Source organism: Bradyrhizobium sp. T-12, assembly GCF_058314695.1.
In genome coordinates this window covers 3,089,781-3,113,814 of sequence record NZ_CM177756.1, presented here as the reverse complement: position 1 = coordinate 3,113,814, position 24,034 = coordinate 3,089,781, and the positions used below count along the sequence as shown (strand labels likewise).

At 65.4% G+C, this 24,034-nt stretch carries 29 protein-coding genes and 1 tRNA gene; 11 read left to right on the top strand and 19 right to left on the bottom strand.

The window, feature by feature from the left end:
- Positions 1–75: 75 nt before the first annotated feature.
- Positions 76–849 carry a polysaccharide deacetylase family protein gene (locus AC0WRY_RS14555; RefSeq protein WP_194408265.1) on the top strand — a complete coding sequence of 258 codons (774 nt, stop codon included), beginning with the start codon at positions 76–78 and terminating at the stop codon, positions 847–849.
- Positions 850–1,028: 179 nt separating this feature from the next.
- On the top strand, positions 1,029–2,300 hold the full coding sequence (locus AC0WRY_RS14550; protein ID WP_194407634.1) for a polysaccharide deacetylase family protein: 1,272 nt from the start codon (positions 1,029–1,031) through the stop codon (positions 2,298–2,300).
- 1 nt (position 2,301) lies between these two features.
- Here AC0WRY_RS14550 and AC0WRY_RS14545 read toward each other — a convergent pair whose 3' ends face one another.
- A complete protein-coding gene (locus AC0WRY_RS14545) occupies positions 2,302–2,676 on the bottom strand; it encodes a hypothetical protein (protein ID WP_194407633.1) in 375 nt (124 codons plus the stop codon).
- Positions 2,677–2,939: 263 nt separating this feature from the next.
- Between AC0WRY_RS14545 and AC0WRY_RS14540 the strand changes: the two genes are divergently transcribed.
- A complete protein-coding gene (locus AC0WRY_RS14540; RefSeq protein WP_194407632.1) occupies positions 2,940–3,197 on the top strand; it encodes a hypothetical protein in 258 nt (85 codons plus the stop codon).
- Between the two features lie 9 nt (positions 3,198–3,206).
- Here AC0WRY_RS14540 and AC0WRY_RS14535 read toward each other — a convergent pair whose 3' ends face one another.
- From AC0WRY_RS14535 to AC0WRY_RS14515, 5 genes are read right to left on the bottom strand one after another with little or no spacing between them, the layout of a single operon-like run.
- Positions 3,207–3,395 carry a hypothetical protein gene (locus AC0WRY_RS14535; protein WP_194407631.1) on the bottom strand — a complete coding sequence of 63 codons (189 nt, stop codon included), beginning with the start codon at positions 3,393–3,395 and terminating at the stop codon, positions 3,207–3,209.
- A gap of 58 nt (positions 3,396–3,453) precedes the next feature.
- Positions 3,454–4,353 carry an NAD(P)/FAD-dependent oxidoreductase gene (locus tag AC0WRY_RS14530; RefSeq protein WP_194407630.1) on the bottom strand — a complete coding sequence of 300 codons (900 nt, stop codon included), beginning with the start codon at positions 4,351–4,353 and terminating at the stop codon, positions 3,454–3,456.
- Positions 4,350–5,426, bottom strand: coding sequence for a flavodoxin family protein (locus AC0WRY_RS14525; RefSeq protein ID WP_194407629.1), 1,077 nt, complete (start codon positions 5,424–5,426; stop codon positions 4,350–4,352). Before AC0WRY_RS14525 ends, AC0WRY_RS14530 begins: the two co-directional genes overlap by 4 nt.
- A 60-nt stretch (positions 5,427–5,486) precedes the next feature.
- Positions 5,487–5,687 carry a hypothetical protein gene (locus AC0WRY_RS14520; protein ID WP_194407628.1) on the bottom strand — a complete coding sequence of 67 codons (201 nt, stop codon included), beginning with the start codon at positions 5,685–5,687 and terminating at the stop codon, positions 5,487–5,489.
- Positions 5,688–5,689: 2 nt separating this feature from the next.
- Entirely contained in the window at positions 5,690–5,896 is a 207-nt protein-coding gene (locus tag AC0WRY_RS14515) for a hypothetical protein (RefSeq protein WP_194407627.1), read from the bottom strand.
- 180 nt (positions 5,897–6,076) lie between these two features.
- Between AC0WRY_RS14515 and AC0WRY_RS14510 the strand changes: the two genes are divergently transcribed.
- On the top strand, positions 6,077–6,361 hold the full coding sequence (locus AC0WRY_RS14510; RefSeq protein ID WP_057197072.1) for a hypothetical protein: 285 nt from the start codon (positions 6,077–6,079) through the stop codon (positions 6,359–6,361).
- Between the two features lie 158 nt (positions 6,362–6,519).
- Here the strand turns inward: AC0WRY_RS14510 and AC0WRY_RS14505 are convergent, their stop codons facing one another.
- From AC0WRY_RS14505 to AC0WRY_RS14490, 4 genes are all read right to left on the bottom strand, one after another.
- On the bottom strand, positions 6,520–6,720 hold the full coding sequence (locus AC0WRY_RS14505; protein WP_194407626.1) for a hypothetical protein: 201 nt from the start codon (positions 6,718–6,720) through the stop codon (positions 6,520–6,522).
- Positions 6,721–7,087: 367 nt separating this feature from the next.
- Positions 7,088–7,696 (bottom strand): cysteine hydrolase family protein, encoded by a 609-nt coding sequence (locus AC0WRY_RS14500; RefSeq protein WP_194407625.1) that lies wholly within the window; start codon positions 7,694–7,696, stop codon positions 7,088–7,090.
- Between the two features lie 260 nt (positions 7,697–7,956).
- Positions 7,957–8,041, bottom strand: a tRNA-Leu gene (locus tag AC0WRY_RS14495).
- A 183-nt stretch (positions 8,042–8,224) separates the two neighbouring features.
- Complete coding sequence (locus AC0WRY_RS14490; protein WP_018647371.1) at positions 8,225–8,467, bottom strand: FliM/FliN family flagellar motor switch protein; 243 nt, start codon at positions 8,465–8,467, stop codon at positions 8,225–8,227.
- A gap of 68 nt (positions 8,468–8,535) precedes the next feature.
- Here AC0WRY_RS14490 and lipB point away from each other — a divergent pair, with 68 nt between their 5' ends.
- Together lipB and AC0WRY_RS14480 are read left to right on the top strand one after the other, a co-directional pair.
- Entirely contained in the window at positions 8,536–9,273 is a 738-nt protein-coding gene (gene lipB, locus AC0WRY_RS14485; protein ID WP_491123272.1) for a lipoyl(octanoyl) transferase LipB, read from the top strand.
- Positions 9,274–9,473: 200 nt separating this feature from the next.
- Entirely contained in the window at positions 9,474–10,187 is a 714-nt protein-coding gene (locus AC0WRY_RS14480; RefSeq protein ID WP_491123271.1) for a DNA helicase, read from the top strand.
- Positions 10,188–10,230: 43 nt separating this feature from the next.
- On the opposite strand, the gene AC0WRY_RS14475 is transcribed toward AC0WRY_RS14480, so the two are convergent.
- Entirely contained in the window at positions 10,231–10,653 is a 423-nt protein-coding gene (locus tag AC0WRY_RS14475) for a tautomerase family protein (RefSeq protein ID WP_194407622.1), read from the bottom strand.
- A gap of 111 nt (positions 10,654–10,764) precedes the next feature.
- On the opposite strand from AC0WRY_RS14475, the gene AC0WRY_RS14470 reads away from it, so the two are divergent.
- Entirely contained in the window at positions 10,765–11,619 is an 855-nt protein-coding gene (locus tag AC0WRY_RS14470; protein WP_194407621.1) for a LysR family transcriptional regulator, read from the top strand.
- 4 nt (positions 11,620–11,623) lie between these two features.
- Here the strand turns inward: AC0WRY_RS14470 and AC0WRY_RS14465 are convergent, their stop codons facing one another.
- The 3 genes from AC0WRY_RS14465 to AC0WRY_RS14455 are packed head-to-tail and all read right to left on the bottom strand — an operon-like array spanning position 11,624 to position 14,295.
- Positions 11,624–13,060: a TIGR01777 family oxidoreductase gene (locus tag AC0WRY_RS14465; protein WP_194407620.1), complete on the bottom strand. Its 1,437-nt coding sequence runs from the start codon at positions 13,058–13,060 to the stop codon at positions 11,624–11,626.
- Positions 13,057–13,722, bottom strand: a complete 666-nt coding sequence (locus AC0WRY_RS14460) for a DUF4166 domain-containing protein (protein WP_194407619.1) — start codon at positions 13,720–13,722, stop codon at positions 13,057–13,059. The genes AC0WRY_RS14465 and AC0WRY_RS14460 overlap by 4 nt, the downstream gene beginning before the upstream one ends.
- A gap of 15 nt (positions 13,723–13,737) precedes the next feature.
- Positions 13,738–14,295 carry a GbsR/MarR family transcriptional regulator gene (locus AC0WRY_RS14455; protein WP_194407618.1) on the bottom strand — a complete coding sequence of 186 codons (558 nt, stop codon included), beginning with the start codon at positions 14,293–14,295 and terminating at the stop codon, positions 13,738–13,740.
- Between the two features lie 143 nt (positions 14,296–14,438).
- On the opposite strand from AC0WRY_RS14455, the gene AC0WRY_RS14450 reads away from it, so the two are divergent.
- Positions 14,439–15,959 carry a PAS domain-containing sensor histidine kinase gene (locus AC0WRY_RS14450; protein ID WP_194407617.1) on the top strand — a complete coding sequence of 507 codons (1,521 nt, stop codon included), beginning with the start codon at positions 14,439–14,441 and terminating at the stop codon, positions 15,957–15,959.
- A 68-nt stretch (positions 15,960–16,027) separates the two neighbouring features.
- Here the strand turns inward: AC0WRY_RS14450 and AC0WRY_RS14445 are convergent, their stop codons facing one another.
- The gene (locus AC0WRY_RS14445; protein WP_194407616.1) at positions 16,028–17,326 is read right to left on the bottom strand and encodes an RsmB/NOP family class I SAM-dependent RNA methyltransferase; all 1,299 of its coding nucleotides are present in this window, start codon (positions 17,324–17,326) and stop codon (positions 16,028–16,030) included.
- A gap of 28 nt (positions 17,327–17,354) precedes the next feature.
- Positions 17,355–17,777 (bottom strand): MAPEG family protein, encoded by a 423-nt coding sequence (locus AC0WRY_RS14440; RefSeq protein ID WP_194407615.1) that lies wholly within the window; start codon positions 17,775–17,777, stop codon positions 17,355–17,357.
- Between the two features lie 167 nt (positions 17,778–17,944).
- Here AC0WRY_RS14440 and AC0WRY_RS14435 point away from each other — a divergent pair, with 167 nt between their 5' ends.
- Together AC0WRY_RS14435 and AC0WRY_RS14430 are read left to right on the top strand one after the other, a co-directional pair.
- Positions 17,945–18,559 (top strand): acriflavin resistance protein, encoded by a 615-nt coding sequence (locus tag AC0WRY_RS14435; RefSeq protein WP_194407614.1) that lies wholly within the window; start codon positions 17,945–17,947, stop codon positions 18,557–18,559.
- A 69-nt stretch (positions 18,560–18,628) separates the two neighbouring features.
- Positions 18,629–19,471, top strand: coding sequence for a metallophosphoesterase family protein (locus tag AC0WRY_RS14430; protein WP_194407613.1), 843 nt, complete (start codon positions 18,629–18,631; stop codon positions 19,469–19,471).
- Between the two features lie 14 nt (positions 19,472–19,485).
- Here AC0WRY_RS14430 and AC0WRY_RS14425 read toward each other — a convergent pair whose 3' ends face one another.
- Both AC0WRY_RS14425 and curA read right to left on the bottom strand, forming a co-directional pair.
- Positions 19,486–19,782 (bottom strand): hypothetical protein, encoded by a 297-nt coding sequence (locus tag AC0WRY_RS14425; protein WP_194407612.1) that lies wholly within the window; start codon positions 19,780–19,782, stop codon positions 19,486–19,488.
- A 154-nt stretch (positions 19,783–19,936) separates the two neighbouring features.
- Positions 19,937–20,959: an NADPH-dependent curcumin/dihydrocurcumin reductase gene (curA, locus tag AC0WRY_RS14420; protein ID WP_194407611.1), complete on the bottom strand. Its 1,023-nt coding sequence runs from the start codon at positions 20,957–20,959 to the stop codon at positions 19,937–19,939.
- A 353-nt stretch (positions 20,960–21,312) separates the two neighbouring features.
- Between curA and AC0WRY_RS14415 the strand changes: the two genes are divergently transcribed.
- Positions 21,313–22,254, top strand: a complete 942-nt coding sequence (locus AC0WRY_RS14415; RefSeq protein ID WP_491121955.1) for an IS110 family RNA-guided transposase — start codon at positions 21,313–21,315, stop codon at positions 22,252–22,254.
- Between the two features lie 69 nt (positions 22,255–22,323).
- On the opposite strand, the gene guaB is transcribed toward AC0WRY_RS14415, so the two are convergent.
- Entirely contained in the window at positions 22,324–23,817 is a 1,494-nt protein-coding gene (gene guaB / locus AC0WRY_RS14410; protein WP_194407610.1) for an IMP dehydrogenase, read from the bottom strand.
- Positions 23,818–24,034 lie beyond the last annotated feature (217 nt).

Below are 24,034 nucleotides of genomic sequence, written 5' to 3'. Positions count from 1 at the left end.
GCTGACGGTTCAGGCAATACCCACAAGGCAACTCCGAGCGCAATGACAAAGATGCTTCGACTGAGGTGGACCTCGATGGCGGTGGCAGCGACCCTCGCAGCACTCGCCGGCATCGCCGCGACGGAGGCCGCCGAGTGCCCGCGCAAGGATGCGCTCGGCACCTCGCGCGTGCTGAGCGTCGATGCCAAGACATATCCGCGCGTCGGCCTGAAGAGCTTTCCGCAGACGCTGCCGCTGGCCGATCGCGAGGTCGTGCTGACCTTCGACGACGGACCGAACCCGCCGACGACGTCGAAGGTGCTGGCGGCGCTGGCGCAGGAATGCGTGCGCGCGACCTTCTTCCTGATCGGCCTGCACGCCTCCCAGCAGCCTGACATGGTCAAGCGCATCGCGCGCGAGGGCCACACCATCGGCCATCACACCTACTCGCATCCGTTCATGGCGCGGATCCCGTTCGACAAGGCCAGGAGCGAGATCGACCGCGGCATCGCCGCCGTCGAGACGGCGCTGCACGGGGCCGCGACGACGACGCCATCGACGCCGTTCTTCCGCTTTCCCTATTTCGAGGGCACGCCGGCCCAGCTCGACCTGCTGCAATCGCGCGGCATCGTCGTGCTCGGGGCCGATCTGTGGGCCAGCGACTGGAACGAGATGACGCCGGAGCAGGAATTGAAGCTCGTCACGGAGCGCCTCGCCGCGAGCGGCAAGGGCATCGTCCTCTTCCACGACCCCAAGGCCCGCACCGCCGCGATCATGCCGGCCTTCCTGCGCTATCTGCGCGAGAACGGCTACCGGATCGTCCACATCGTACCGTCAGCCCCGCCGCAGAAGAATGCCGATGCGCGCTGATGCCGGAATGTCACGCCCACGCAAAATGGGGTGATTTGAGGCCTATTAACACTCTGTTCATGCTACGCCCTGCAAATGGACGGGGATCTTGTGGCGGAAAGGGCCTCTGGCGCCTGAACCGTTTCCTGATGTCTCCGACCTACTATGGCGGCAATCGCATATGAGGGCAGACCGGGTTCATGATCGGAAGTAGCGTTGTATTGCGGACGCGATCGTGGATCGTCCTTTGCCTCGGGTTGTTCACCGTCGGATCGCCGGCGGCGCTCGCGGCCGACTGTCCGGGCCATCCCGACGCGCTCGGAACCTCCCGCACCCTCGTGGTCGATCCGCGCGAGCACCCGCGCATCGGCACCATGCAGTACCGCGAGACGCTGCCGCTGAAGGACCACGAAGTCGTTCTGACCTTCGACGACGGACCGCTGCCGAAATATTCCAACCAGGTCCTCAAGATGCTCGACGACGAGTGCATCAAGGCGACCTTCTTCATCATCGGCAGCCAAGCCAAGGCGAACCCGGAAGGCGTGCGCAAGCTGGTGGCGGCGGGGCACACCGTCGGCACCCACAGCATGAACCATCCGCTGACCTTCGACCGGATGCCGCTCGAGAAGTTCGAGCCCGAGATCAACGGCGGCATCGAGTGGACCTCGGCCGCGATGACGGACCCGTCCAAGCTCGCCCCGTTCTTCCGCATTCCCGGCCTGATGCGCGCCGAGGGTGTCGAGAATTACTTGATCTCACGCGGCATCCAGGTCTGGAGCGCCGACTTCCCGGCCGACGACTGGCGCCATGTCTCGTCCGACCGCGTCTACCAGCTCGCGATCCAGCGGCTGGAGGCCAAGGGCAAGGGCATTCTGCTGCTGCACGACATCCAGGCCCGCACCGTGGCGGCGCTGCCGAAAATCATCCGCGACCTCAAGGCGCGCGGCTATCGCATCGTGCATGTGGTGCCGGCCACCGCCGACCGGCCGGCAACGCCGACCACGCCGGTGGAATGGCTGCTGCATCCGCCGACCGAGACGGTGCCGATCGCGCGCTGGCCGGCCGTGCCGCACTTCGTGTTCACGGAGACGCGGACGCTCCCGGCGCCCTCGCTCGCCGACCTCAATGCGGAAGCCGCGCATCGATCGCTGCTGCCGCGCCGGACCAAAGGGCAGATGGATCTCGCATCCACCCTGCCCGTGCCCGGCCGCGCGCTGTTTGCGATTCCGGAAGGCTCGGTCGAGGTGCTGCTGTCGACGACCTTGTCGCGGCGTGCCGCGACGCGGATGGCGATGGCGGCGGAGAGGCCGGCCGGAGGCAAGGTCGCAAAGGGCAAGACGGCCAGCAAGACAGCCAAGCCCCAGGCCCGGCACGCCGCGCATGCGGCACCGGTCGCGCCCAAGCACGCCGCGCAGGTCAAGAACGGTACGCCGCGCCCGACCCGCGTCGCCAGTCTGAAGAAGCGCGCCTAGTTCACTGCCGCATGATGGCGGCGACGCAGAGCAGCACGATCAGCGCCAGGAAGAACAGGTCCATATAGGACTTGAGCTCGCCGTCGCGCCGCAGCCGCGCGACGTCGGCGACGACCTGCTTGCGTGCGTTCGTCCCGCCGGCGCCGTCGTTGATCGGGCCCTGAAGGCGCCGCGTCTCAGCCTCGAGCTTCTCGATCTTCTGGTAGAAGTAGAACGCGCGCAGCGTCGAGACGGCGCGCATGGCGGCATAGACCAGCACCAGGATCGCCAGGATCGCCCGGTTCGGATATTTCTCCATGAAGTTCAGGCTGAAGTACACCATCGCCATGAACGCGAAATTGGTGAGAAAGCGGTAGACGAAGCTGAGAAAAACCATGCTGGCTCAAGCCTTGAAGGAGGCAACCGGGATCGTGCTGCCCAATGCAGGATCAAGGGCCCAGACCGGAACTGCCAGCCGACCCCTGCAGGCGTCCGTCTACGCCAACATTATTTCAACAAAGATACCACGGCCCCACAACTTGCCGCCTTTTAGCCACGCGCTGCCATAATGCAAGGGCGCGGCCTCCCGCAACGGCTCAATGGCGGTTTGGCGGAAGTCGCGATAGACTATCGCCCTGCCGCCACATCCGGGGTCTGCCGATGCCGAAGAAGGGAATCACCGGCCACGACGAGTGGGTTCTGACCGAGGCCCTCGCGACCGCCCTGGTCGCGCTGGAGCAGCTCGAACCCAAGCACCGGCCGAACGCGCATATGGACGACATCCGCAAGATGCTCTCGAGCGGCAAGGAGCCGGCGGCGGTGAGCCTACACCTCGCCCAGGCCAAGTGCCGCCTGTTTCCCGACCTCGATCCGCTGGAGATCTACCGGGAATACGGCATCGGCGAGGAATACGGCTGAAGAGCCAGCTTAAGGCCCGCCCGCCACCGATCCCGCGATCACCATGACCAGCGCGCCGAGATCGATCTTGCCGTTGACGGTCAGCTCGTCCGAGCCTTGCGCATCCTTGGCGCCATCGATCTGCAACGCTTGCGGCCGGTTGGCGGCCTGCCGTTGCAACTCGCCGATGATCGCGTCCTTCAGTTTCTCTTCCAGCATGGGATTGGGTCCTTCGCGCGTTCCTCTCACTCAAGGCCAAGCCGCGCCCTTCGTTCCGTCATGCCAGACGCCGTGGCAGGCTGTGGTGGATGTTGCACGCGGCAACGGCGGCGTGGCCGAAGGCGACAGAGATCTGATGCAGATCGGTAACGACATCGCCGATGCCGTAGAGGCCGTGGACCGACGTGCGCTGGTGCGCGTCAACTTTCAGATAGCCCTCGGTGTCGTGCTCGGCCCCCAGCGACACCGCGAGTTGCGAACGCACCTCGGCCCCCATCGCGGGATAGACCATGTCGAATGGCATCGTCCGGCCGTCGGCGAACACGGCCTCGATGCCGTCGCCCCTCCGCCGCAAATGCAGATCGGGCGCGAACACGAGTTCGACACCGGTATCGCGCAGCTCCGAGATTGCGCCCTTCTGGTCACCCTGCCCGGGCACCAGCAGCGTCACGTCGCGCGAATAGCCGCGCAGGAACAGCGCCTTGCTGGCGGCGCGGTGCAACGGGCCGACGACGCCAATGCGACGGCCCCTCGCCTCGAAGGCGTCGCAGACGGGACAATAGCGCAGCACCCCGTCCGCGACCGCGCCGCGCCACTCCGCGAACGGCGGATGGGTGTCGACGATGCCGCTGGCCAGGATGACGGTGGAAGCGGCATGCGCGTCGCCGTTCCAGCTCGCTTCAAAACCGTCCCCGTGCCGCCGCAACGCTGTGACCTCGGCCTGCACGCGCGCGACGGCGAGCTCCTCCAGTTGCGCCGACATCCGCTCGATCAGCTCGGTGCCTGAGAGGCCGTGGACGAAGCCGGGAACGTTGTGGCTGCGCGGGATCAGCGCGGCCCGGCTCGCGCCCGCGTCCACGACACAGACGCTGCGGCGGAAGCGCGCCAGATAGATCGCGGCCATCAGTCCGGCAGGGCCCCCGCCCACGATCAGGCAATCAAAGGGCGCACCGGTCATTTCGGGTTCGGGTCCTGGAGACCGGCGCCGGGCTCCTGCAGGCGCCCGCTCCTTGCCAAATGGACGGCATTGCCCAGCGCGCGCGCCGCGTTCCGCACCTCCTGCTGGAATTCGCCGTCTTCATCGAGCGCGTGATGCGAGGTTGCGTACGGCTCCATGTAACCGACATAGCCGTCGAGCTCGGCGAAGCGCCCCGCCGAGATCAGCTGCATGTCGGTCAGCCAGTCCGACAAGGCACGGCGCACGCCCTCGGCACCGACGGCATCGCCGTGAACGACGATGCCGAAATGACGGCCGGCGAGATGGCGCGGATAAGGCCAGCCCTTCAGCTCCAGCGCCTTGGCTTCATCCGCCTTCTTGCCGTGCGTCGAGGTCGGATCGGGATTGCCGCCGTCGGCGCAGACCATGCGGTCGATCATCGCCTTGAGGCCCGAGGGCACGTGATACCAGTTCACCGGCGTCACGATCAGGATGCCATGAGCGGCCACCCACAACGGATAGATCTCGTTCATCCAGTCGCCCGTCTGCGACAGCGAATAATTCGGATAGCAGCTGCACGGCCAGTGACAGAGCGGCATGGCGGTGCTGACGCAGGATTTGCAAGGATGGATCGTCTTGCCGAATTCCGAGGCGAGGCGCGAAAGATCGAGGATGTCGACGGCAAACCCCATCTCGACGAAAACAGGCTCGGCCAGCTTGACCAAGCGCCAGGTCTTGGACATCTCGCCGGGACAGGTGTGCTCGCTGCGGGCCGAGCCGTTGATGAGAAGGATGCGCGGCGTCTCGTTCGCATCATCGTGCCGCCGCTGGGCCTCGAGAATTTTTGCGCGCGCATCCAGCCAGTCGACGGCGATGTCGTAGTCGGGATCGGAAAAGCCTTCGCCTGCTTTCCGCGTCAAGGGCGCCTTGCGCGAATGGCTGTAGGCGTCCCAGGCCGCAGCGACGATGGCATCGAGCTCGCGCTGCAGCGGGGCAAAGGCGGGATCGACAAAGCGAGCCCTGTAGCGCCGCTCGAACTCCTGGCGCGTCAGCTTGACGGGCGGCATCCCCTGGCGAATTTCGGCGTCCGTCATACTGGCTCCGGCGAAGTCGGTCTCCGACCAACCCGGGGCGCACGACGCGGTTCCTTCCGGTTACTGGCGGGCCACTTCCTGTGGCGCCTCGAACTTCGCGATCCGCCGGTCCAGCCGCCACAGCTCGATGCGGTGGGCCAGCACGAGCGCGGCGGCTTCGCGCTTGGCCTCCTCGTCATCGTCGCAGACGAGGTTGATGCATCCGAACACGTGCCCGTCCGGATCGATCTGGAACGCGCGGTAGTGCTTGATGCTCCGCATGGTCATCCTCCTCGTCGAGGGTAGACGGGTGCGCTCAGCCAGTCCGTGAGGTTCGAGGTCAATTCGTTCTGCCTGGCGCGTTGCAGCAGCATCTCCCGCTCCCTGCCGGGCGGCAGGTTGCGCGCGCGCTCGCGAGCGCTTTCGGCGAAGGCGGCCAGCCGCTCCTGAAGCGATTGGGTCTGTTTCCTGCGGTTGCGTTTGGCGGTCATGTGACTTTCACAGCGGGTTTCGGATGGAAAGAACTGGCAGCTTCCGCCCCAATTTGCGGTTCCGGCATTTCCATAAGTTAACGCTGCGTGATTTTGCGCAAACGGCGGCACGCGGCGCCGATTGCGGCGGAACCGAAATGCTGATTCGTATGTTCAAGAACGACTTGAAGGAGGATCATCATGGCAAAAGCAGCATGGAAGCGGCCGGGCTCACCGATCGGCCGCAAGGGACCGCGCAAGGCAAACCCGGCCTACAAGCGTCGCGCGCGGCAGCCCTGGACGCCCGCGGACGTGAGCAAACTGAAGCAGCTCGCGAAGGGCAACACGCCGACCGGCGTGATGAGCATCAAGCTGCAGCGGCCGGTCGCGGCCATCCGCAGCAAGGCGCAGCGCGAAGGCATTTCGCTGCGGCCCGTCAACCGCTCGCCCTACAACCGGCGAACCAAAGCGGCGAAGCGGCGTTGACGACGCGCACCGCCGGGTGACAACCGGACACAACGGGGACGATGGACGTGGCGCTCATTTTTCCGGTTTCTGCCCACGACATCAGCGCATCGGTACGCGCCGACATCTAACCCGTTCCCGGCGCGTGCAGCCTTGGCAGGCTGCGCCCGCGACACCCTTTAGCTCGGCGGCTGCAGGCCCGGTGACCTCAGCCATTCGCTCATCTGGGAGCCCGTCTCTGCCTGACGCGCCTTGCGCAGGATCTCATCGCGGGCTGCGCCGGGCGGAAGCGATTTGGCTTCTTCGCGCAGCCGCTCCGCTTCAGCGGCAAGGCGTATCTCCAATGGATCCGTTTGCCTAACTCGACGCCGCGTCAACATGGGCCCTCTCCCTGATCATTGCGTCGGAGCGCTTCGTTGCCTCCTTACCGATTTGAGATCATCGCACCCGGGCGATTATCCCCATAACGTTCCAGAAGCGGAACGGTTGCGCGTGGTGCCAAAGGGCGCTGACGCTCGGTCAGAGCCGCAAGAGCTACGAGCCCTTCCCAAGGAGAGGCTCGACCCCGGTGACGGTCAGGGTGATCCAAATGATCGCGACGTTGAATGACCGATCGCCCGGCCGCCGCCACTGCCGCGAAGGTCTGGTCGCAGGTCAGCCGCCGGAATACAGTCCGGCGTCCCTGCGGCCGTCGCCACCGCCTTCCGCAACATGTTCGGCGACAATTTCAATTGAGCCGATGGCACCCTACTCCCGCCAGAACTCGGCCAGCTCCTCAGCGGTCACGAGGTCGACCTGGCCGTGGAAGCGGGTGCGATACATCGTCATGAGCGCGTCGTGCCCGACGTCCGACGATGAGCACAGCGCGTCCTCGACGATGACGACCCGGAAGCCGAGATCGACGGCGCTCAGCACCGTCGAGAGCACGCAAACATCCGTCTCGGCGCCCGAGATCACGACCGTGCCGACGTTCTTGTCGACCAGCGAGGTCGCAAGCGCGGGATTGCTGAACGCGGAATAAGCCGGCTTGTCGATGATCGCGGCCGGCGGAACGAACCTGGTCAGGGCCGGCACGAGATCGAGGGCGGACGGCGGAAGATTCCTGCGCGTTGCCTGGTGCCATCGATGAAAATATCGCTGCCACTGCCCGCGACGATCCGCGGGATCTTCCGGGGTAATGAAGCGCGTGAAGACAGTTCTGGCCTGATAGCGTGCAACGATCGAAGCGATCGTCGGCAGGACCCGCTCCATCCACGGCGTCGCCCACAAACCGCCGGGAGCGAAAATGTTCTGCATGTCGATGCAGAGGTGAACGGCGTCCCTGATCTCGGCAACGTCCGACGCGCTGTTTCTCATTGTCCTCCACCGGCGAACGCATGCCGCGGCACGTCCGCGGCGGCTTACCTGCAAATGCGATCCGGACGGCCCTCGTTCCGTATTCATGCATCCGATGATCGAGCAGACCGAGCCCGGATATGCCACGGCCCCGCCGAATCGAGGCCGGGATGAGCTGACGCCGGGGATGGGCGGCGGACGAAAGCAGCGCGGCACGAGGTCGTGCCATGCCCGATGAAGCTTTGAAAAAAGCTCAGCTATTTCAGTGACAAACGAGGATTTGGTGCGCTCGGAGGGACTCGAACCCCCACGATTTTACTCACTGCCACCTCAAGGCAGCGCGTCTACCAGTTCCGCCACGAGCGCTTTGGGGATGCCGGCTTGAGGCTTGAAGGCCGGCCGGATCAACGGCGCCGATCTAACAAATCCATCAGAGGGGTACAAGCCTGCAAAGGCCCTGAATTCCACAAGCTTTGCAGGAAAGTTCGGGCTCCTTGCCCAAATCGGCCCTGACCCGATGCGGGGGCCGCTACCGCGTGCCCAGGCCGGCTACCGCGTGCCCGGCGAGCGCGGCAGCATCTGCTTGACCTCGACCGCGATTCGGTTGCGATCCACCAGCACGACCCCGGAGGCGACCGGCAGGTTGTTGGCGAGGACCTTGACCTCGTCGGCCTCGGTTGCGTCCAGCTCGATGATGGCGCCGCGGGAAAGACGTAATACCTGATGGATCGGCATGGTGGTCGTCCCGAGGACGACCATGAGATCCACGGTGACTTTATCGAGAGTGGGCACTGTCAGGACCGCCGCAACTAGGGACTTGGCATTTGCACCTGCGATCATCACCACGTTATGGTTAGCCAATGGTTAATTCGCCTCAAAACCCCCGCGAAAAGCTCGATTTGACGTCGTTTTCCGCTGCCGGCGGCGAGCCCGTCGAATGGCGAATCTCGGACGCGCCGGTGGCCTATCCGGAGGCGGTCGCCGCCATGGAGGCGCGGGTCGCCGCGATCGCGGCCGGCGAGGCGCCGGAGCTGGTCTGGCTGCTGGAGCATCCCCCGCTCTACACCTCGGGGACCTCGGGCAAGGAAACCGACCTGCTCGATGCCCGATTCCCGACCTTCGCCACCGGCCGCGGCGGCCAGCTCACCTATCACGGGCCCGGCCAGCGCGTGGCCTATGTCATGCTCGACCTCAAGCGCCGCCGGCCGGACGTCCGGGCCTATGTCGCGAGCCTGGAGGAATTGATCCTGACGACGCTGGCCGCCTTCAACGTCCGCGGCGAACGGCGCGAGGACCGGGTCGGCGTCTGGGTGAAGCGCCCCGACAAGGGGCCTGAGCACGAGGACAAGATCGCGGCGATCGGCGTGCGGTTGAAGCGCTGGGTCTCGTTCCACGGCATCGCCATCAATGTCGAGCCGGAGCTGTCGCATTTCGCCGGCATCGTGCCGTGCGGGGTCGTCGATCCCCGCTACGGCGTCACCTCGCTGGTCGACCTCGGCCAGCTCGTGACCATGGCGGACGTCGATATCGCGCTGCGCCAGGCGTTCGAGCAGCTGTTCGGGCCGACCCGTGCGCCGGTGGCGGAAGCGGCCGCCTGATCTAGTCCTGTTGAAGACGCACTGTCTCGCGTTCTCCGCCGCCGCAGAATCGGCCATTCTCAAGTCAGGTGCCGCCCACGCCTCCCCCCTCCGCCGGGAAAGCAGACCTCATGCAGGGCGATGAGATCATCGGACCGACTGTTCGAGCGCTGGGCATAAGGAGGGATTGCGTTACCTGCTCGCAATGGGAGGTTTTGACGATGAGACTCTCTGCGCCGATCTATCATCTGAAGCGAGAAGCAAAGCGCCTGTCCCGCGACGAAAACATTCCGCTGCACGATGCACTCGACCGCGTCGCTGCGACGGAAGGGTTTTCCGCCTGGAGCATGCTCGCGGCGAAAGCTGCCGCGATGACGCCGGCGAACAGGCTGTTCCCTCAATTCCACCCCGGCGACCTCGTGCTCGTCGGCGCGCGGCCCGGTCAGGGCAAGACTTTGATGAGCCTCGAGCTTGCCGTGGAGGCCATGAAGTCGGGCCACCGCGCCGCGTTCTTCTCGCTCGAATATACCGAGCAGGATGTTTTCGATCGCTTGCGTGCGATCGGCGTCGAGCCCGCGCAATTCGATGACCTCTTCGAGGTCGACTGCTCCGACGCCATCAGCGCCGATTACGTCGTCAAGCAGATGGCAGCAGCGCCCCGTGGCACGGTCGTGGTGATCGATTATCTGCAGCTGCTCGACCAGAGGCGGGAAAACCCCGACCTTACCGTTCAGGTGCGCGCACTGAAGTCCTTCGCGCGCGACCGGGGACTGATCGTCGTCTTCATCTCACAGATCGACCGATCCTATGATCCCCAGGTCAAGCCCTGCCCTGATCTCGGCGACGTCAGGCTGCCCAACCCGCTGGACCTGACGCTGTTCGACAAGGCATGCTTTTTGAACAATTCCGAAGTCCAGTTCCGCACCGCGAGCTGACGATCGGGCCGTGGGTGAGACGCCTCACCCGCGGCCTGCAGCCTCACGCCGTCTGCAGCGGCACCTCGAGCTTGCCGGCGATGTAGCGCCGCTCCTGGGTCAGGCCGCCAAAGCCGTAGGCGTCACTCTTGACCTCGTCGACATGCGCATAGGTCTCGGGATGCAGCGGCCCGAGAATCTCGGCCATGCGCTTGAACATCGCAGCGAGATAGGCCGCCTTCTCGTCCTTGGTGTTGGTGCCTTCGCTGACGTGGATGTCGAGCCAGTAGCTCGCGAGCTTCTGCTCGGCCAGCGACTTGCCGCCGGCAAACCAGTCATCGGCATCCACCGACTTGACGATAATGGCGGTGACTTTCGGATCCTTATGCAGGATTTTTGCGGTGAGCTCGGACACGGCGCTCGCGATGTCGGCCTTCAGCGACGGCGCCTGGCGGGAGGTGGTGTAGGACACGGTGATCAGGGGCATTGTGGCTCTCCTCGAGATGCAGCGCTGCTTGCGCGGCGTCGGTGAGAAGCTAGACCCGCGGCCTTCATTTTGGTATCTTATCTCTATTGATACCAGTGATAAGACTTCATAATGGCAGCCACACTCGACATCTCCACCATCAAGGCCTTCCTGCTGGTCGCCGATCTCCAGAACTTTACGCGGACCGCCGAAGCGCTCGGCACGACGCAGGCCGCGGTCAGCCTCAAGCTGCAACGGCTGGAGACGTTGCTGGGAAAGCGCCTCGTCGAGCGGTCGCCGCGCGCGGTCCGGCTCACTGCTGACGGCGCCGGCTTCCTCGATCGCGCCCGCGCGTTGATGGCGGCGCATGACCGGGCACTGTCAGGCGAGGCACCTGCCGCGCAATCGCTCTCGCTCGGCATCTCCGATCATGCGACCGGCCCCGAACTGGTGCCGCTGCTCGAACGCCTGCACGCGATGTCAGCAAATCTCACCCTCGCCGTCACCATCGGCTTCTCGCGCGAGATGCAGGATGCTTACGATTCAGGCGAGCTCGATGCGGTGATCGTCCGCCAGGAAGGCAGCCGCCGCGGCGGCGAGACGCTGACCGAGGACGAGTTCGGCTGGTTCGCCGCACGGCGCCTCTCCCTGCCGAAAGGTGAGCCGCTTCCGCTTGCGACGCTCGCCCCGCCCTGCGGCGTTCGCGCCATTGCCGTGCGCGCGCTCGACAAGGCGGGTCTTGCCTGGCGCGAACGCTTCGTCGGCGGCGGGGTGACCGCGGTGGTCGCAGCGGCGCTCGCCGGACTTGCCGTCGCACCGCTGGCGCGCCGGATCGCACCTGCCGGGCTGGTCGACATCGGGCCCGCGCACAAGCTGCCGAAGCTCGGCAGCTCGAAGGTGATGCTGCATTCGAAGGTCAGCGATCCCGCGAAGCTTGCGGCGCTGCGTGCGGTGGCGGCGACGTTTAGAAGTGTCGCCGCCAACTGAGGTCTCACAAAATCGCCTCGAACGCGCTGCGCAGCGTTTCGTGCTTGAACACAAAACCGCGGCTGAGCGCTTTGTTCGGCAGCACGCGCTGACCGCCCAGCAAAAGCTCGTCGGCAAAACCGCCGCCGATCCGCCGCAGCAGGCCGCCGGGAATACGGAACACCGCGGGCCGATGCAGACGGCGGCCGAGCTCTTCGGTGAACTTCGCGTTGGTGACCGGAATCGGCGCAGTGGCGTTGACGGGCCCGGCGAGATCCGGCGTTGCCATCACATAGGCGATCAGGCGGATCAGATCGTCGCGCTCGATCCACGACATCCACTGCCGCCCGGTGCCGAGCGGGCCGCCGAGGCCGAACTCGAACGGCGTCAGCATGCGCGTGATGAATCCGCCCTCGGTGCCGAGCACGAGGCCGATGCGCAAATAGACCACGCGCACGCCGAGCTCCTCCGCCGGACGCGCCGCCTGCTCCCAGGCCGCGCATAGCTCGTGGCTGAAGCAGGCGTGCGATTTCGCGGACTCCGTCAGCACCTGGTCGGCCCATAGACCGTACCAGCCGATCGCGGAGCCGCTGACCAGCACGTCGGGCTTGTGGTCGAGCCGCGCGATCAGCTTGACCACCTCGCCGGTCATGTCGACACGCGAGCCGATGATCTTGGCGCGCTTCGCCTCGGTCCAAAGACCATTGCCGATCGGCTCTCCCGCGAGATTGACGATGGCATCGATCCTTGTTTCCGAGGAGAGCTGATCGAGGCTGGTGATCAGCGTCACCGGCGGCGGCAACATTTCGGCCTTGGCGGGGGTGCGGATCAGCGCAATGACATCATGTCCTGCCCCGCCGAGGCTCGCGGCAAGCCTACTGCCGATGAAGCCGGTGGCCCCCGTGATGAGCACGGTCTTGCGACCGGGCAGTTTCTCGACGAGCCCGGCAGCGGGCACGCTCCGCATCCGGCCGAGCCGGCGCATCGCCGCAAAATCCCTGACGCCGCACAGCGCAGCGCCAACCGCGCAGGCGGTGGCGGCGATGCTGAGTAGGCCCTGGTACACGACCGTCGCGCCGAACGGCTGCATCGCCGATTCGATCAGGACCGGCAGCAGCAGCACGAGAATGGCACCGTAATTGATTGCGAGCAGCGTGTGATTGATTCGCTCGCTCGGCGGCAGTTTCCGGCTCAGATCCTCCTCGACGAAATCCATCAGCGTGATGACGATCTCGGTGACCAGCACTGCGACGACCAGCAGCGCCAGCGCGCCGTAGACCTCCAACCAGCCGAGCACGAGGAACAGCAGCGCATAAAACATGTTGCGGATGCCGTGCAGCTTCAGCTCGAAGCGCTGTGACGGCCGCCAGGCCAGGCGCTCGGTGAATTCGTGATGATAGAAGGTGTCGAACACACCCATCACGATCTGGATGGCGATGAGCGTCCACAACAGCGGCGTCATGATACGGCCTCCCTGAAGGTGGCGGACTGATGGATCAGCGCGCCGTAACGCGGGTGGGTGACATCGAGGGTGAAACGGAAGGCGCCCTCGCCGAGATCGCGATGGGTCACCATGAGGTCGCCCGGCGTGAGCCATTGCGGCAGCGGGATCCAGAGCGAGCCGAGTTGGAGGCCATAACCGGCGCTGCGAAAGGTCAGCGTCTCGTCCTCGACCGCGATCCGGAGCGCCATCGAGACGCCGAAGCCGACATATTCCTCGAGCCCGGTCGGTCCGGCGAAACGCTTGGCGGAATGGATCACTTGCGGAAAGCCGCGCTTGCGCGCGCAGATGCGGGTCCAGGTCTGGCCGCCGGTCGCGCTGTCCTCGGTGACGGTCACGATCATCGGCACGCCGGTGTCACGGCCGGTCGGCAACGGCCCGCCGATCAGCCTTGCTGCCTGCGCGAACCACCAGCCGATGTCGCTGAAAGAGATCTCGTCGACCACGCCGACATAGACCACGCTGTCGCCATCGGCGACACGTTTGGAAAAGCGCCGCCAGGTCGCGAGCGGCAGACGGCCCCAATCCTCGTCCGACAACAGCGAACGGAAACGGCGATCGTCGAACAGTTTGGTGTAAACGGAGAAAGGTGCGCTGGAGCCTGATAATCGAGCCGACGTCATCGCACCCTCCCGACACTATTTGACCTTGCCCAGCGGCAGCAGGCTCACGATCTTCTCGCCAAGCCGCATCAAGGCGACCAGCCGCGGCCGCGGCACCTTCAGCATCTGCATGAACCAGTGGTCGGCGAGCTCGGTGAAGGCGAGCATCTCCTTCAGCCGCTTGCTGGCGACCGGATTGATGTTGGGATCGTCGGTGGCGTCGGACACGCAGGCCCTGAGCGCCGCGATCGCCGGATCGAGCTCCCGCTCCTTGCGCCGGGCCGCAATTCTGGCGGCGACCTCCCAGATGTCGGTCTCGGCCTCGTAATGGTCGCGGCGGTCGCCCAGGATCGGCACCCGGCGGATCAGGTTCCAGGCGAGCAATTCCTTGATCGAGTTGGAGACGTTGGAGCGCGCCATGCCGAGCGTGTCGGCGATATCCTCGGCAGTCATCGGTGCTTCGGAAAGGTAGAGCAGCCCGTGGATCTGGCTAACCGAGCGATTGACGCCCCACTCGTCCCCCATGTCGCCCCAATGCAGGATGAAGCGCTCGACGGCGGCGGGGAGTTTCTTCTTTCCGGTCATTTCTGTCATTACAGAAATATCTGATAAGACCGATCCGCTGTCAAGAGCAACGCCGTCGGCATACGAGGCTGGGAATCTGCTTAAAAATGTTCCAGGCCCAGGGAACCATCCGGCGCCTGTGGCGTTTGCTCCAGTCGAGGCGGGGTCCCGGAATGGTTGAAAAAGTCAGTCAACAGAGAGACTTGTTCGAGAGCGAACGCAGTTTCCGGCTGTTGGTTGAGGGAGTTGCGGACTACGCCCTCTACATGCTCGATCCCAAGGGGACCATCACCAGCTGGAACATCGGCGGCGAACGCATCAAGGGCTATTCACCCGAAGAGATCCTCGGCCAGCATTTCTCCCGCTTCTACACCGAAACCGACCGCGCCAACGGCAAGCCGGCCCGTGCGCTCGGCATCGCCAGGGACAAGGGCCGCTACGAGGAGGAAGGCTGGCGCGTCCGCAAGGACGGCACGTTCTTCTGGGCCAGCGTCGTGATCGATCCGATCTACGAGGACGGCAAACTGGTCGGATTCGCCAAGATCACGCGCGACATCACCGAACGCCGCAATACCCAGATCAAGCTCGAGGCGATGCAGAAGCAGCTCGCCGAGTCCCAGAAGTTCGACGCGCTGGGACAGCTCACCGGCGGGGTCGCCCACGACTTCAACAACCTGCTGATGATCATCAGCGGCAGCCTCCACATGCTGAAGCGAGGGGCCGACGACCCGGCCAAGCTTCAGCGCGCGATCTCCGCGATCGAGACCGCCACCAGGCGCGGCGCGGCGCTGACCAACCAACTGCTCACTTTCGCGCGGCGGCAGAGCGTCAACCCGCAGGCGATCAATTTCGCCGAACGCATCGCGGCGATCCGCGAGGTGCTCGATGCCGGCGTCGGCAGCTCCGTGCGGCTGGCCTTCGACATCGGCGGCGACGTCTGGCCGGTCAAGACCGACGCTTCCGAACTCGAGACCGCGCTGCTCAACCTCGTCATCAATGCCCGCGACGCGATGCCCGACGGAGGCACGGTGACGATCCGCGCGCGCAATGTCGTGCTGGACGAAGCGCCCCTCGCCGGCGATTTCGTCGCAATCGACGTCACGGATACCGGGCTCGGCATCCCCTCCGACGTGCTCGACAAGATCTTCGAGCCTTTCTTCACCACCAAGCCGATCGGAAAAGGCACGGGCCTCGGCCTTTCTCAGGTGCACGGCTTCGCGCATCAGGCCGGCGGCACCGTGAAGGTCGCAAGCGAGCTCGGCAAGGGCACGACGTTCACCATCGTCCTGCCGCGCGGAGAAGACGCGCCGTCGCAGGACACGGTTAGGGAGCCGGCGTTCCAGGGCAGCGGCACGGTGTTGCTGGTGGAGGACAATCCGGACGTCGCCATCGTCAGCATTGGCCTCTTGGAGCAGCTCGGCTATCACGTGCGCCGCGTCGCCGACGCCGAAGCCGCCTTGCGCGAGATCGAGACCAACGGCGTCGACTTCGTGTTCTCGGACATCGTCATGCCCGGCAAGATGGATGGCCTCTCGCTCGCCCATCATCTGCGCCAGATCCATCCCAACCTGCCGATCCTGCTCGCCACCGGCTACAGCGAGGTCGCCGCCGGCGTGCGCGGGGATTTCCCGATCCTGCGCAAGCCATATGAGATCCACGAGCTCAGCGAGGCCATCGCCAAGCTGCCAAGGTGAGCTCCTCGAGAGGTGAACACCTCGGGTGGGCGAAGGCGCGCGCTTCGCTTTGCTCACCCTCCACAGGCTTACGATTTCCGCAGCACCGAGACGAAAAACCCGTCCGTTCCGGTTCGCCGCGGCGTCATCAGCCAGCCTTCGTCCGAGCGCAGCGCGGCCTCGCCAAAACCCTCCGCTTGGTCCCAGAGCACGCTGGCGGTCTGCTCGGGCGGGACGACCGAAAACTCGCCATGGCGCCCGACGAACGCCCTCACCTGCTCGCCGTTCTCCTCTGAAAGAACCGAGCAGGTGATGTAGGCGATGCGGCCGCCCGGCTTCACCAGCGGAGCCGCCCGCGCGAGCGCCTCGGCCTGGTCGCGCAGGCGGATCTCCAGCGCGCCCGGCCGCATGCGCCATTTGGCGTCGGGGTTGCGGCGCCAGGTCCCGGTTCCCGTACAGGGCGCGTCGATCACGACCAGATCAGCCGAGGCGCGAATGTCGGCCAGCGGATCGGCCTCGCCCTTGGGCGTGCGGACATCGGCATTGTGGACGCCGGCGCGCGACAGCCGCTCGTGGATCGGCGCGAGCTGGCGCTTGTCGCGGTCGGTCGCGATCAGCCGGCCCTTGCCCTGCATCAGGGCGGCGAGCGCCAATGTCTTGCCGCCTGCACCGGCGCAGAGGTCGATCACCTGCTCGCCGGGCTTTGCCGCGGTGAACTGGGCCGCAAGCTGCGATCCCTCGTCCTGCACTTCAATGGCGCCCTTGATGAAATCCTCTTCCGCCTGGATGCCGGGGTTGCGCGCATCGGCCGAAAGCTCGATGCGCAAGCCCGTTACCGACCATCGCGTCGGTTTCGCATGAAGATGAGCAAGTGCCTTCAGCACCTTGTCGCGGTTGGATTTTAGCGTGTTGACGCGCAGGTCGAGCGGCGCCCGGCTCGCCATCGCGGCCGCCTCCGCTACACGGTCCTCGCCGAACACTTTTGCAAGGTGCGGATCCAGCCATTCCGGATAGTCGCCGGCGATCGCGGCCGGCGCATCTTTCAGAGACCGCGAGGCGAGCGCGGCCTGCTCGGCCTCCGTCAGCGGCGCCGGCGCGAAGCGGCTGCCGTCGAACAAGGCGCCCATCGTCGCCGTGTCCATGTCGCGCTCGAGGCGGAGCATGCCGATCAGCCGCGCGCGGGCGGTATCGGAATCCATCAGGAACGCGCTCGAGGCGTAGCGGCGCAGCACGTCCCAGACGAGGCCGGCGATGGCGGCGCGGTCGCCGGAACCGGCGAAGCGGTGCGCGGTGCCCCACTCCTTCAGCGCCTTGGCCGCGGGCACGCGATCCCTCTCGATGGTGTCGATCAGTTCGATGGCTGCGGACAGCCGGGCAGCGGGGGTCATTCTTTATCTTTCGTTGGCGGGCGAGCGCCTAGATCAGCAACAAGAGCTTCAGCGCGAAGTAGATCCACATGGCGAGCAGCACCAGCACGCCGGCGATCCAGACCGTGGAGCGCCGGCCGAGATCGTTCGAGGAGACGAAGACCCCGGCATGGGCAAAGCGCGTCACCACGAACACCCAGGACATCAGCACGATGAAGAGATCGGCGCGGCGCAAGGGCAAGGCCAGCGCGATCAGAACGTAGAACAGTACCGGCAGCTCGAACTGGTTGCGGTAGCAATTGGCGATCTGGGTGGCGCCCTTCGGCCAGTTCGGCTCGCCGAGCGCAACGTCGCGGATCTTGGTCTCGCCCGAGACCAGCGTCTTGCGGCGCGCGAAAACCATGCCGATCAGCAAGGCGAAGGTGAGCCCGATCTGGACGAAGACCGGCAGCAAGACCATTTGAACGGACATCGGAACTTTCCCGCAAGGCGAAACGTCGCCGCCCGTCATTAGCGGCGACTTCTGACGCTGACAATCAGCGAGTTGAACCGGCGTTCCCGCTCTTGCGACCAACCACCGATCGTTAAAGCGATTTCGGCCCTGGTCGGGGCCAAGCGAAATAGAGGCGAGATGGCGCCATGACCACCCTGTCCAGCCTATGGACCGAATCCGCCGATGGACAGCTCGGCATCCTGATGTCGGCGCTGTCGGGTATCGCCATGGCGCTCGCGGTCGCGCTTGCAATGACGGTGTGCTTCCGCCTGAGCTACCGGAGCTGGCGCGACGTCGTCAGGCATGGCTTGGCCGGGCTCGCGGCGATCGCCTTGTTCGCCTTTGCCGCCTACGACATGCGCCATGCCGCGCTTGCCTATCTCGGCCTCAATCCCTCCAAGCCCGCCGTCGAGTTCGAGATCCGCATGCCCCGGGAGATGCTGACCGCGGCGACCGACAGCCAGATCGAGCTGCACACCGACCGCAACCAGACGCTGGCGCTGGTCGATGGCGTGCGCGATCTCGATGACGGCCGCGCGCTGCTGCGCGGCGCGGTTGCGCTCAACCACCGCACCGCGGACCGCATGCTCGTCGTCAGCCTGCCGGGCAAGGGCACGTTCGAGTTCCGCCTCCGCCTGCCCGCCGAGCCGCATCGCACCGGCGAGTTCGGCCCCTGGCATCTCGCCGACCACATCGCCTCGCCGCTGGCAGGAGCCATCGCACCCCAGGACGGCTACACGATCCGCTACCGCGTGCTTTAAACTTTGTTCGTTGCGATCCGGGCCTGCGCCGTCATCGTTCCGACGCGCGAGGGCGGGTAAGTTGATCGCATGTCCGAATTTCGCCTGACCCAGATCTCCGACACCCATCTCGGCCGGCGCTTCCCCGGCCTCGTCGCCAACTTCCATCGCGTTTGCGAGCACATCGACGCTGATCGGCCCGATCTCGTCGTCAACACCGGCGACGTCTCCTTCGACGGACCGACCGGCCGCGACGATGTGGTCTTCGCAAAAGGCCTCCACGACGCCCTGCCCGTCCCGTGCCGCTATCTCCCCGGCAATCACGACATCGGCGATAATCCGACCGCGATCGGGCCGGCGCCGAAGCCGCCGGTCAGCGAAGCACACCGCCTGCAGTTCTGCGACATCATCGGCGAAGACCATTGGGCATTCGAGGCTGGAGGCTGGCGCTTCATCGGCCTCAATTCGCTGGTGATGACTTCAGGGCTCGCCTTCGAGGCCGAGCAGTTTGACTGGCTGGCATCCGAGATCGCGCAGACGAACCGCAAGCCGGTCGCACTGTTCCTGCACAAGCCGCTGTTTCTCAACCGGCCCGACGATCCGGAGACGCCGGAGACCTCGATCCGCTACGTGCCGCAGCCGGCGCGGGCCCGATTGATCGAGATGTTCGCGCATGTCGACCTGCGCCTCATCGCCAGCGGCCACGTGCACCAGCGGCGCGATTTCACTTGGCACCACACCCGCCATGTCTGGGCGCCGTCGGCCGGCTTCGTCATCAACGATGCGCGGCAGGACCGGATCGCGCTCAAGGAGGTCGGCCTGGTCGAGTATCGCTTCCGACCCGACAGTTTCGAGGTCCGCCACGTCAGGGCCGCCGGCCAGGTCGATGTCGACATCGAGGAGCTGCTCGCCCAGATGGGCGGCGAGCATTAAGGCCTGCCATCGGCTCAGGCGACGCTCTTGAGATCCTGCTGGATCGCGGCGAGCAGCGATTGCAGCGCTTCGCTGTTCACCGGCTTGGCCGCGAGATCATTGGCGGATGGCGACCTGACAGGCTGCGCGGCCTTGACCGGGCGCTTCGGGAATGGCGGCGGCGCCGGCATCGCGGGACGGACCAAATCGCCCTCCTCGTCGACATGGACGAACTTGCCATGGATGACGTCGTCGCGGCGGCCCATGACGAACATGGTCGTCCAATAGCCGGCCGCCAGCAGGATAACGCAGAAAACACTGATCTCTAACATCGCAACACCCAAAATATGCGCGATGATTCAACGTCTTCGTCGTGGGGTCAATGAACCGGCGGTCACACCTGCGGCTTTTGCGGAACAGGTGTGGCCGATCGGTCACTCTTTGTTAACCATGTTCGCCCCCGCCTTCGGAGGCGGGAGCGGCAGGTCAGGCCTTGTCCGGCCCGACCCGGACCAGTTGCTTGCCGAAATTGGCGCCCTTCAGCAGCCCCATGAAGGCGCCGGGTGCGCTTTCCAGGCCCTCGGTGACGAACTCCTTGTACTTGACCTTGCCGTCACGAACCCAGGAAGACATGTCGCGCAGGAAATCGCCGTGCCGCGCGGCGAAGTCGGAGACGATGAAGCCGCGGAAGGTCAGCCGCTTGGTCAGCGTCGCGCGCATCATGCTGGCGGCCCATTTCGGAGGCTTTGCCTCGGTGTCGTTGTAGTGCGCGATCAGGCCGCAGACCGGCACGCGGGCAAACGGGTTGAGCAACGGGAAGACCGCCTCGAACACGGCGCCGCCGACATTCTCGAAATAGACGTCGATGCCTTTCGGGCAGGCGTCCTTCAGCTTCGCGGCGAGATCAGGGTCGCGGTGATCGATGCAGGCATCGAAGCCGAGCTCCCTCACGACGTAGTCGCACTTGTCCTTGCCGCCGGCGATGCCGACCGCGCGTGCGCCCTTGATCTTGGCGATCTGGCCGACCGCCGAGCCGACCGCACCGGAGGCGCCGGCAACGACGACGGTCTCGCCAGCTTGCGGCTTGCCGATGTCGAGCAGCCCCGTATACGCGGTCATGCCGGGCATGCCGAGCACGCCGATCGACGTCGAGATCGGTCCGAGCTTGGGATCGACCTTGATCAGGCCCTTGCCGTTCGAGATCGCATGGGTCTGCCAGCCGGAACGAATGCGCACGATGTCGCCAACCGCGAAATCAGGATTGTTGGAGGCCGCAACCTCGCTCACCGCCTCGCCTTCCATCACGCCGCCGACCGGCACCGGCGCGGCATAGGACGGCCCCTCGCTCATGCGCCCGCGCATATAGGGATCGAGCGACAGCCAGATCGTGCGCAGCAGAACTTCGCCTGCGCCCGGCGTCGGCACCGCGAATTCCTCCAAGCGGAAATCAGACGGCTTGGGCTCGCCGACGGGGCGCGCGGCAAGAACGATGCGTTTGGCTTGGGACATGGCTTCCTCCTGATTGTCTTTCGACGTGGACGGAAGCGGAGGGAGTTAGCTGCGTCAATACAAAAGGAGTGGAGCGATAAGACGCAGAGGCACGCACATCTCTCGTGTCCCGGACGCGCTGCAACCCGCAGCGTTGCTGCGCAGAGCCGGGCCCCCAGAAGGCGACACGGCAGAATGCAGAAGACATGGGCCCCTGTGTATCGAAATCCTGTCATGGTGGAGTGGGCGGGAAGCCGTTGGGTCCTTGGCGCTTGACGCCGTGAGCCGGCTCGGTCTCCCGCCCGTTCCATCTATCAACCTGAACAGTTGCACGAGGCTGCGCCAACAGACCTCGCATCACAGGGACAGGCACCATGATCATACGCCCTCGTTACGTCGGAATCGACGTCTCCAAACGATATCTCGATATCTTCGATGAGAGCCTGGGCGTGCCGGAGCGCATCGCCAACGCGCCGCAGGCCATCACACAGATCGCGGCGCGTTGGCGCTGCGATGTGCTGGTCGTCTTTGAAGCCACGGGCGTCTATGACCTTGAGCTTCGTGAGGCGCTCAGCCAGGCCGGCATCCGCTTTGCCCGGATCAACCCGGCCCGGGCCCGGGACTTTGCGCGCGCCAGCGGCCAGCTCGCCAAGACCGACCCGATCGATGCCCGGATGCTGGCGAGCTTTGCCCGGGCCATGCAGCCTGCCGCTGAGCAGGCTGCCAATCCTGCCCGCAATGCCCTGGCGGGGCTTGCAAAACGGCGGGATCAACTGGTTCTCATGCGTGCCCAGGAGAAGAACAGGCGCAGCGAGGCCGAGGACCGCGCCATGGCCGATCGCATCGGTCGGCTCATTGAAGTCCTCGACAATGAGATCGCCGCAATCGAGGCCGATATTAGCGCACTGATCAAGACTGAGCCGGAGGTCTCCGATGATGCGCAGTTGATGCGGTCACTTCCCGGCGTGGGCCCCGTAACCTGCATGCAGCTGATCGCGCAGATGCCGGAACTCGGAAAAGTGGGACCGAAGCAGGTGGCCGCGCTCGCCGGCCTGGCTCCCTTCAACGTCGACAGCGGCGCTTACCGCGGCAAGCGGAAGATCGTCGGGGGCCGAAAGCGCGTCCGCGATGCCCTCTACATGGCCGCTCTCAATGCGGTCCGCCGGGCCGATCCATTCAAGGCCTTCTACGCTCGACTGCGACAGGCCGGTAAACCTGCCAAGCTCGCTCTCATTGCCGTTGCCAGGAAGCTGTTGACGGTCCTCAACGCCATCATGCGCGATCGAAAGCCGTACCTGTACACTAGACCAACATAACAGTTGCCGGCTCTGCAGCGCACCACTGAAGAAGCGCTGCGCTGCGTCCCGGGCACGAGAGCGAAGTAACTAACCCGCGCCCGGATAGTTCGGGCTCTCGCGCGTGATGGTGACGTCATGGACGTGGCTCTCGCGCAGGCCCGCGCCGGTGATGCGGACGAACTGCGCCTTGTCGTGCAGCTCCTTCATGTCGCGTGCACCGACATAGCCCATCGCGGCGCGCAAGCCGCCGGCGAGCTGGTGCATGACATTGCCGACCGGACCCTTGTAGGGCACCTGGCCCTCGATGCCCTCGGGCACGAGCTTGAGCGTGTCCTTGATGTCCTGCTGGAAGTAGCGATCAGCCGAGCCGCGCGCCATCGCGCCAACAGAGCCCATACCGCGATAGGCCTTGTAGGACCGGCCCTGCCACAAGAACACTTCGCCGGGGGTCTCGTCAGTGCCGGCGAGCAGCGAGCCGACCATGGCAATGTCGGCGCCGGCGGCGAGCGCTTTGGCGAGGTCGCCGGAGAACTTGATGCCGCCGTCGGCGATGACGGGGATGTCGGCCTTCTTCGCGGCTTCCACCGCATCCATGATCGCGGTGAGCTGGGGAACGCCGACGCCGGCGACGATGCGCGTGGTGCAGATCGAGCCTGGGCCGATGCCGACCTTGATGCAATCTGCGCCCGCATCGATCAGGGCCTGCGTGCCTTCCGTGGTGGCGACGTTGCCGGCGACGACCTGCACCGAATTGGACAGACGCTTGATGCGGTTCACCGCATGCAGCACGTGGCGGGAATGGCCGTGCGCGGTGTCGACGACGACGAGATCGACGCCGGCATCGATCAACCGCTCAGTGCGCTCGAAGCCGGTGTCACCGACGGTGGTGGCGGCGGCGACGCGCAGGCGCCCCTGCGCATCCTTGCAGGCGAGCGGATGGGCGACCGCCTTCTCCATGTCCTTCACGGTGATCAGGCCGACGCAGCGATATTGCTCGTCGACCACCAGCAGCTTCTCGATGCGATGCTGGTGCAGCATCCGCCGCGCTTCGTCCTGGCTGACATTCTCGCGCACCGTGACGAGGCCTTCATGCGTCATCAGCTCGGAGACTTTTTGCCGGCGGTCGGTGGCAAAGCGGACGTCGCGATTGGTGAGGATGCCGACCAGCTTGCCCGGCGTGTTCTTGCCCGCGCCGGTGACGACGGGAATGCCGGAGATGCCGTGATCGCTCATCAGCTTGAGCGCGTCGTCGAGCGAGGCCTCGGGGCTGATGGTGAGCGGGTTCACCACCATGCCCGACTCGAAGCGCTTGACCTGCCGCACCTGCGCGGCCTGCCCCTCGGGATCGAAATTGCGGTGAATGACGCCGAGCCCGCCGGCCTGCGCCATCGCGATCGCCATGCGCGCCTCGGTGACGGTGTCCATGGCCGAGGCCATGATCGGGATGTTGAGCGGAATGGCGCGGGTGACGCGGGAGCGGATGTCGACCTCGCCCGGCATGACGTCCGACAGGCCCGGCTTCAGCAGCACGTCGTCGAACGTAAAGGCTTCGCGGATGCCCTGAAGTTGCACCGTGGCCATTTGCCAACTCCTTCCTGCGGCCGTGCCGCAAATGCTAATGGATGAGCGCCGCCCTCGGCGTACCTTGCGGTTGGCCGGGAGAATCGGAGCCCATCGGTGGGGTTGACGCGGGTCGATAGCACGGCCGCGTGACGAATCAAAGCAAATCGGACCGCCGACCAGCCATGCACAGGCTTTTTACGCAAATTCGGTGGGGATAGCCCATGTCCCCGCCTAC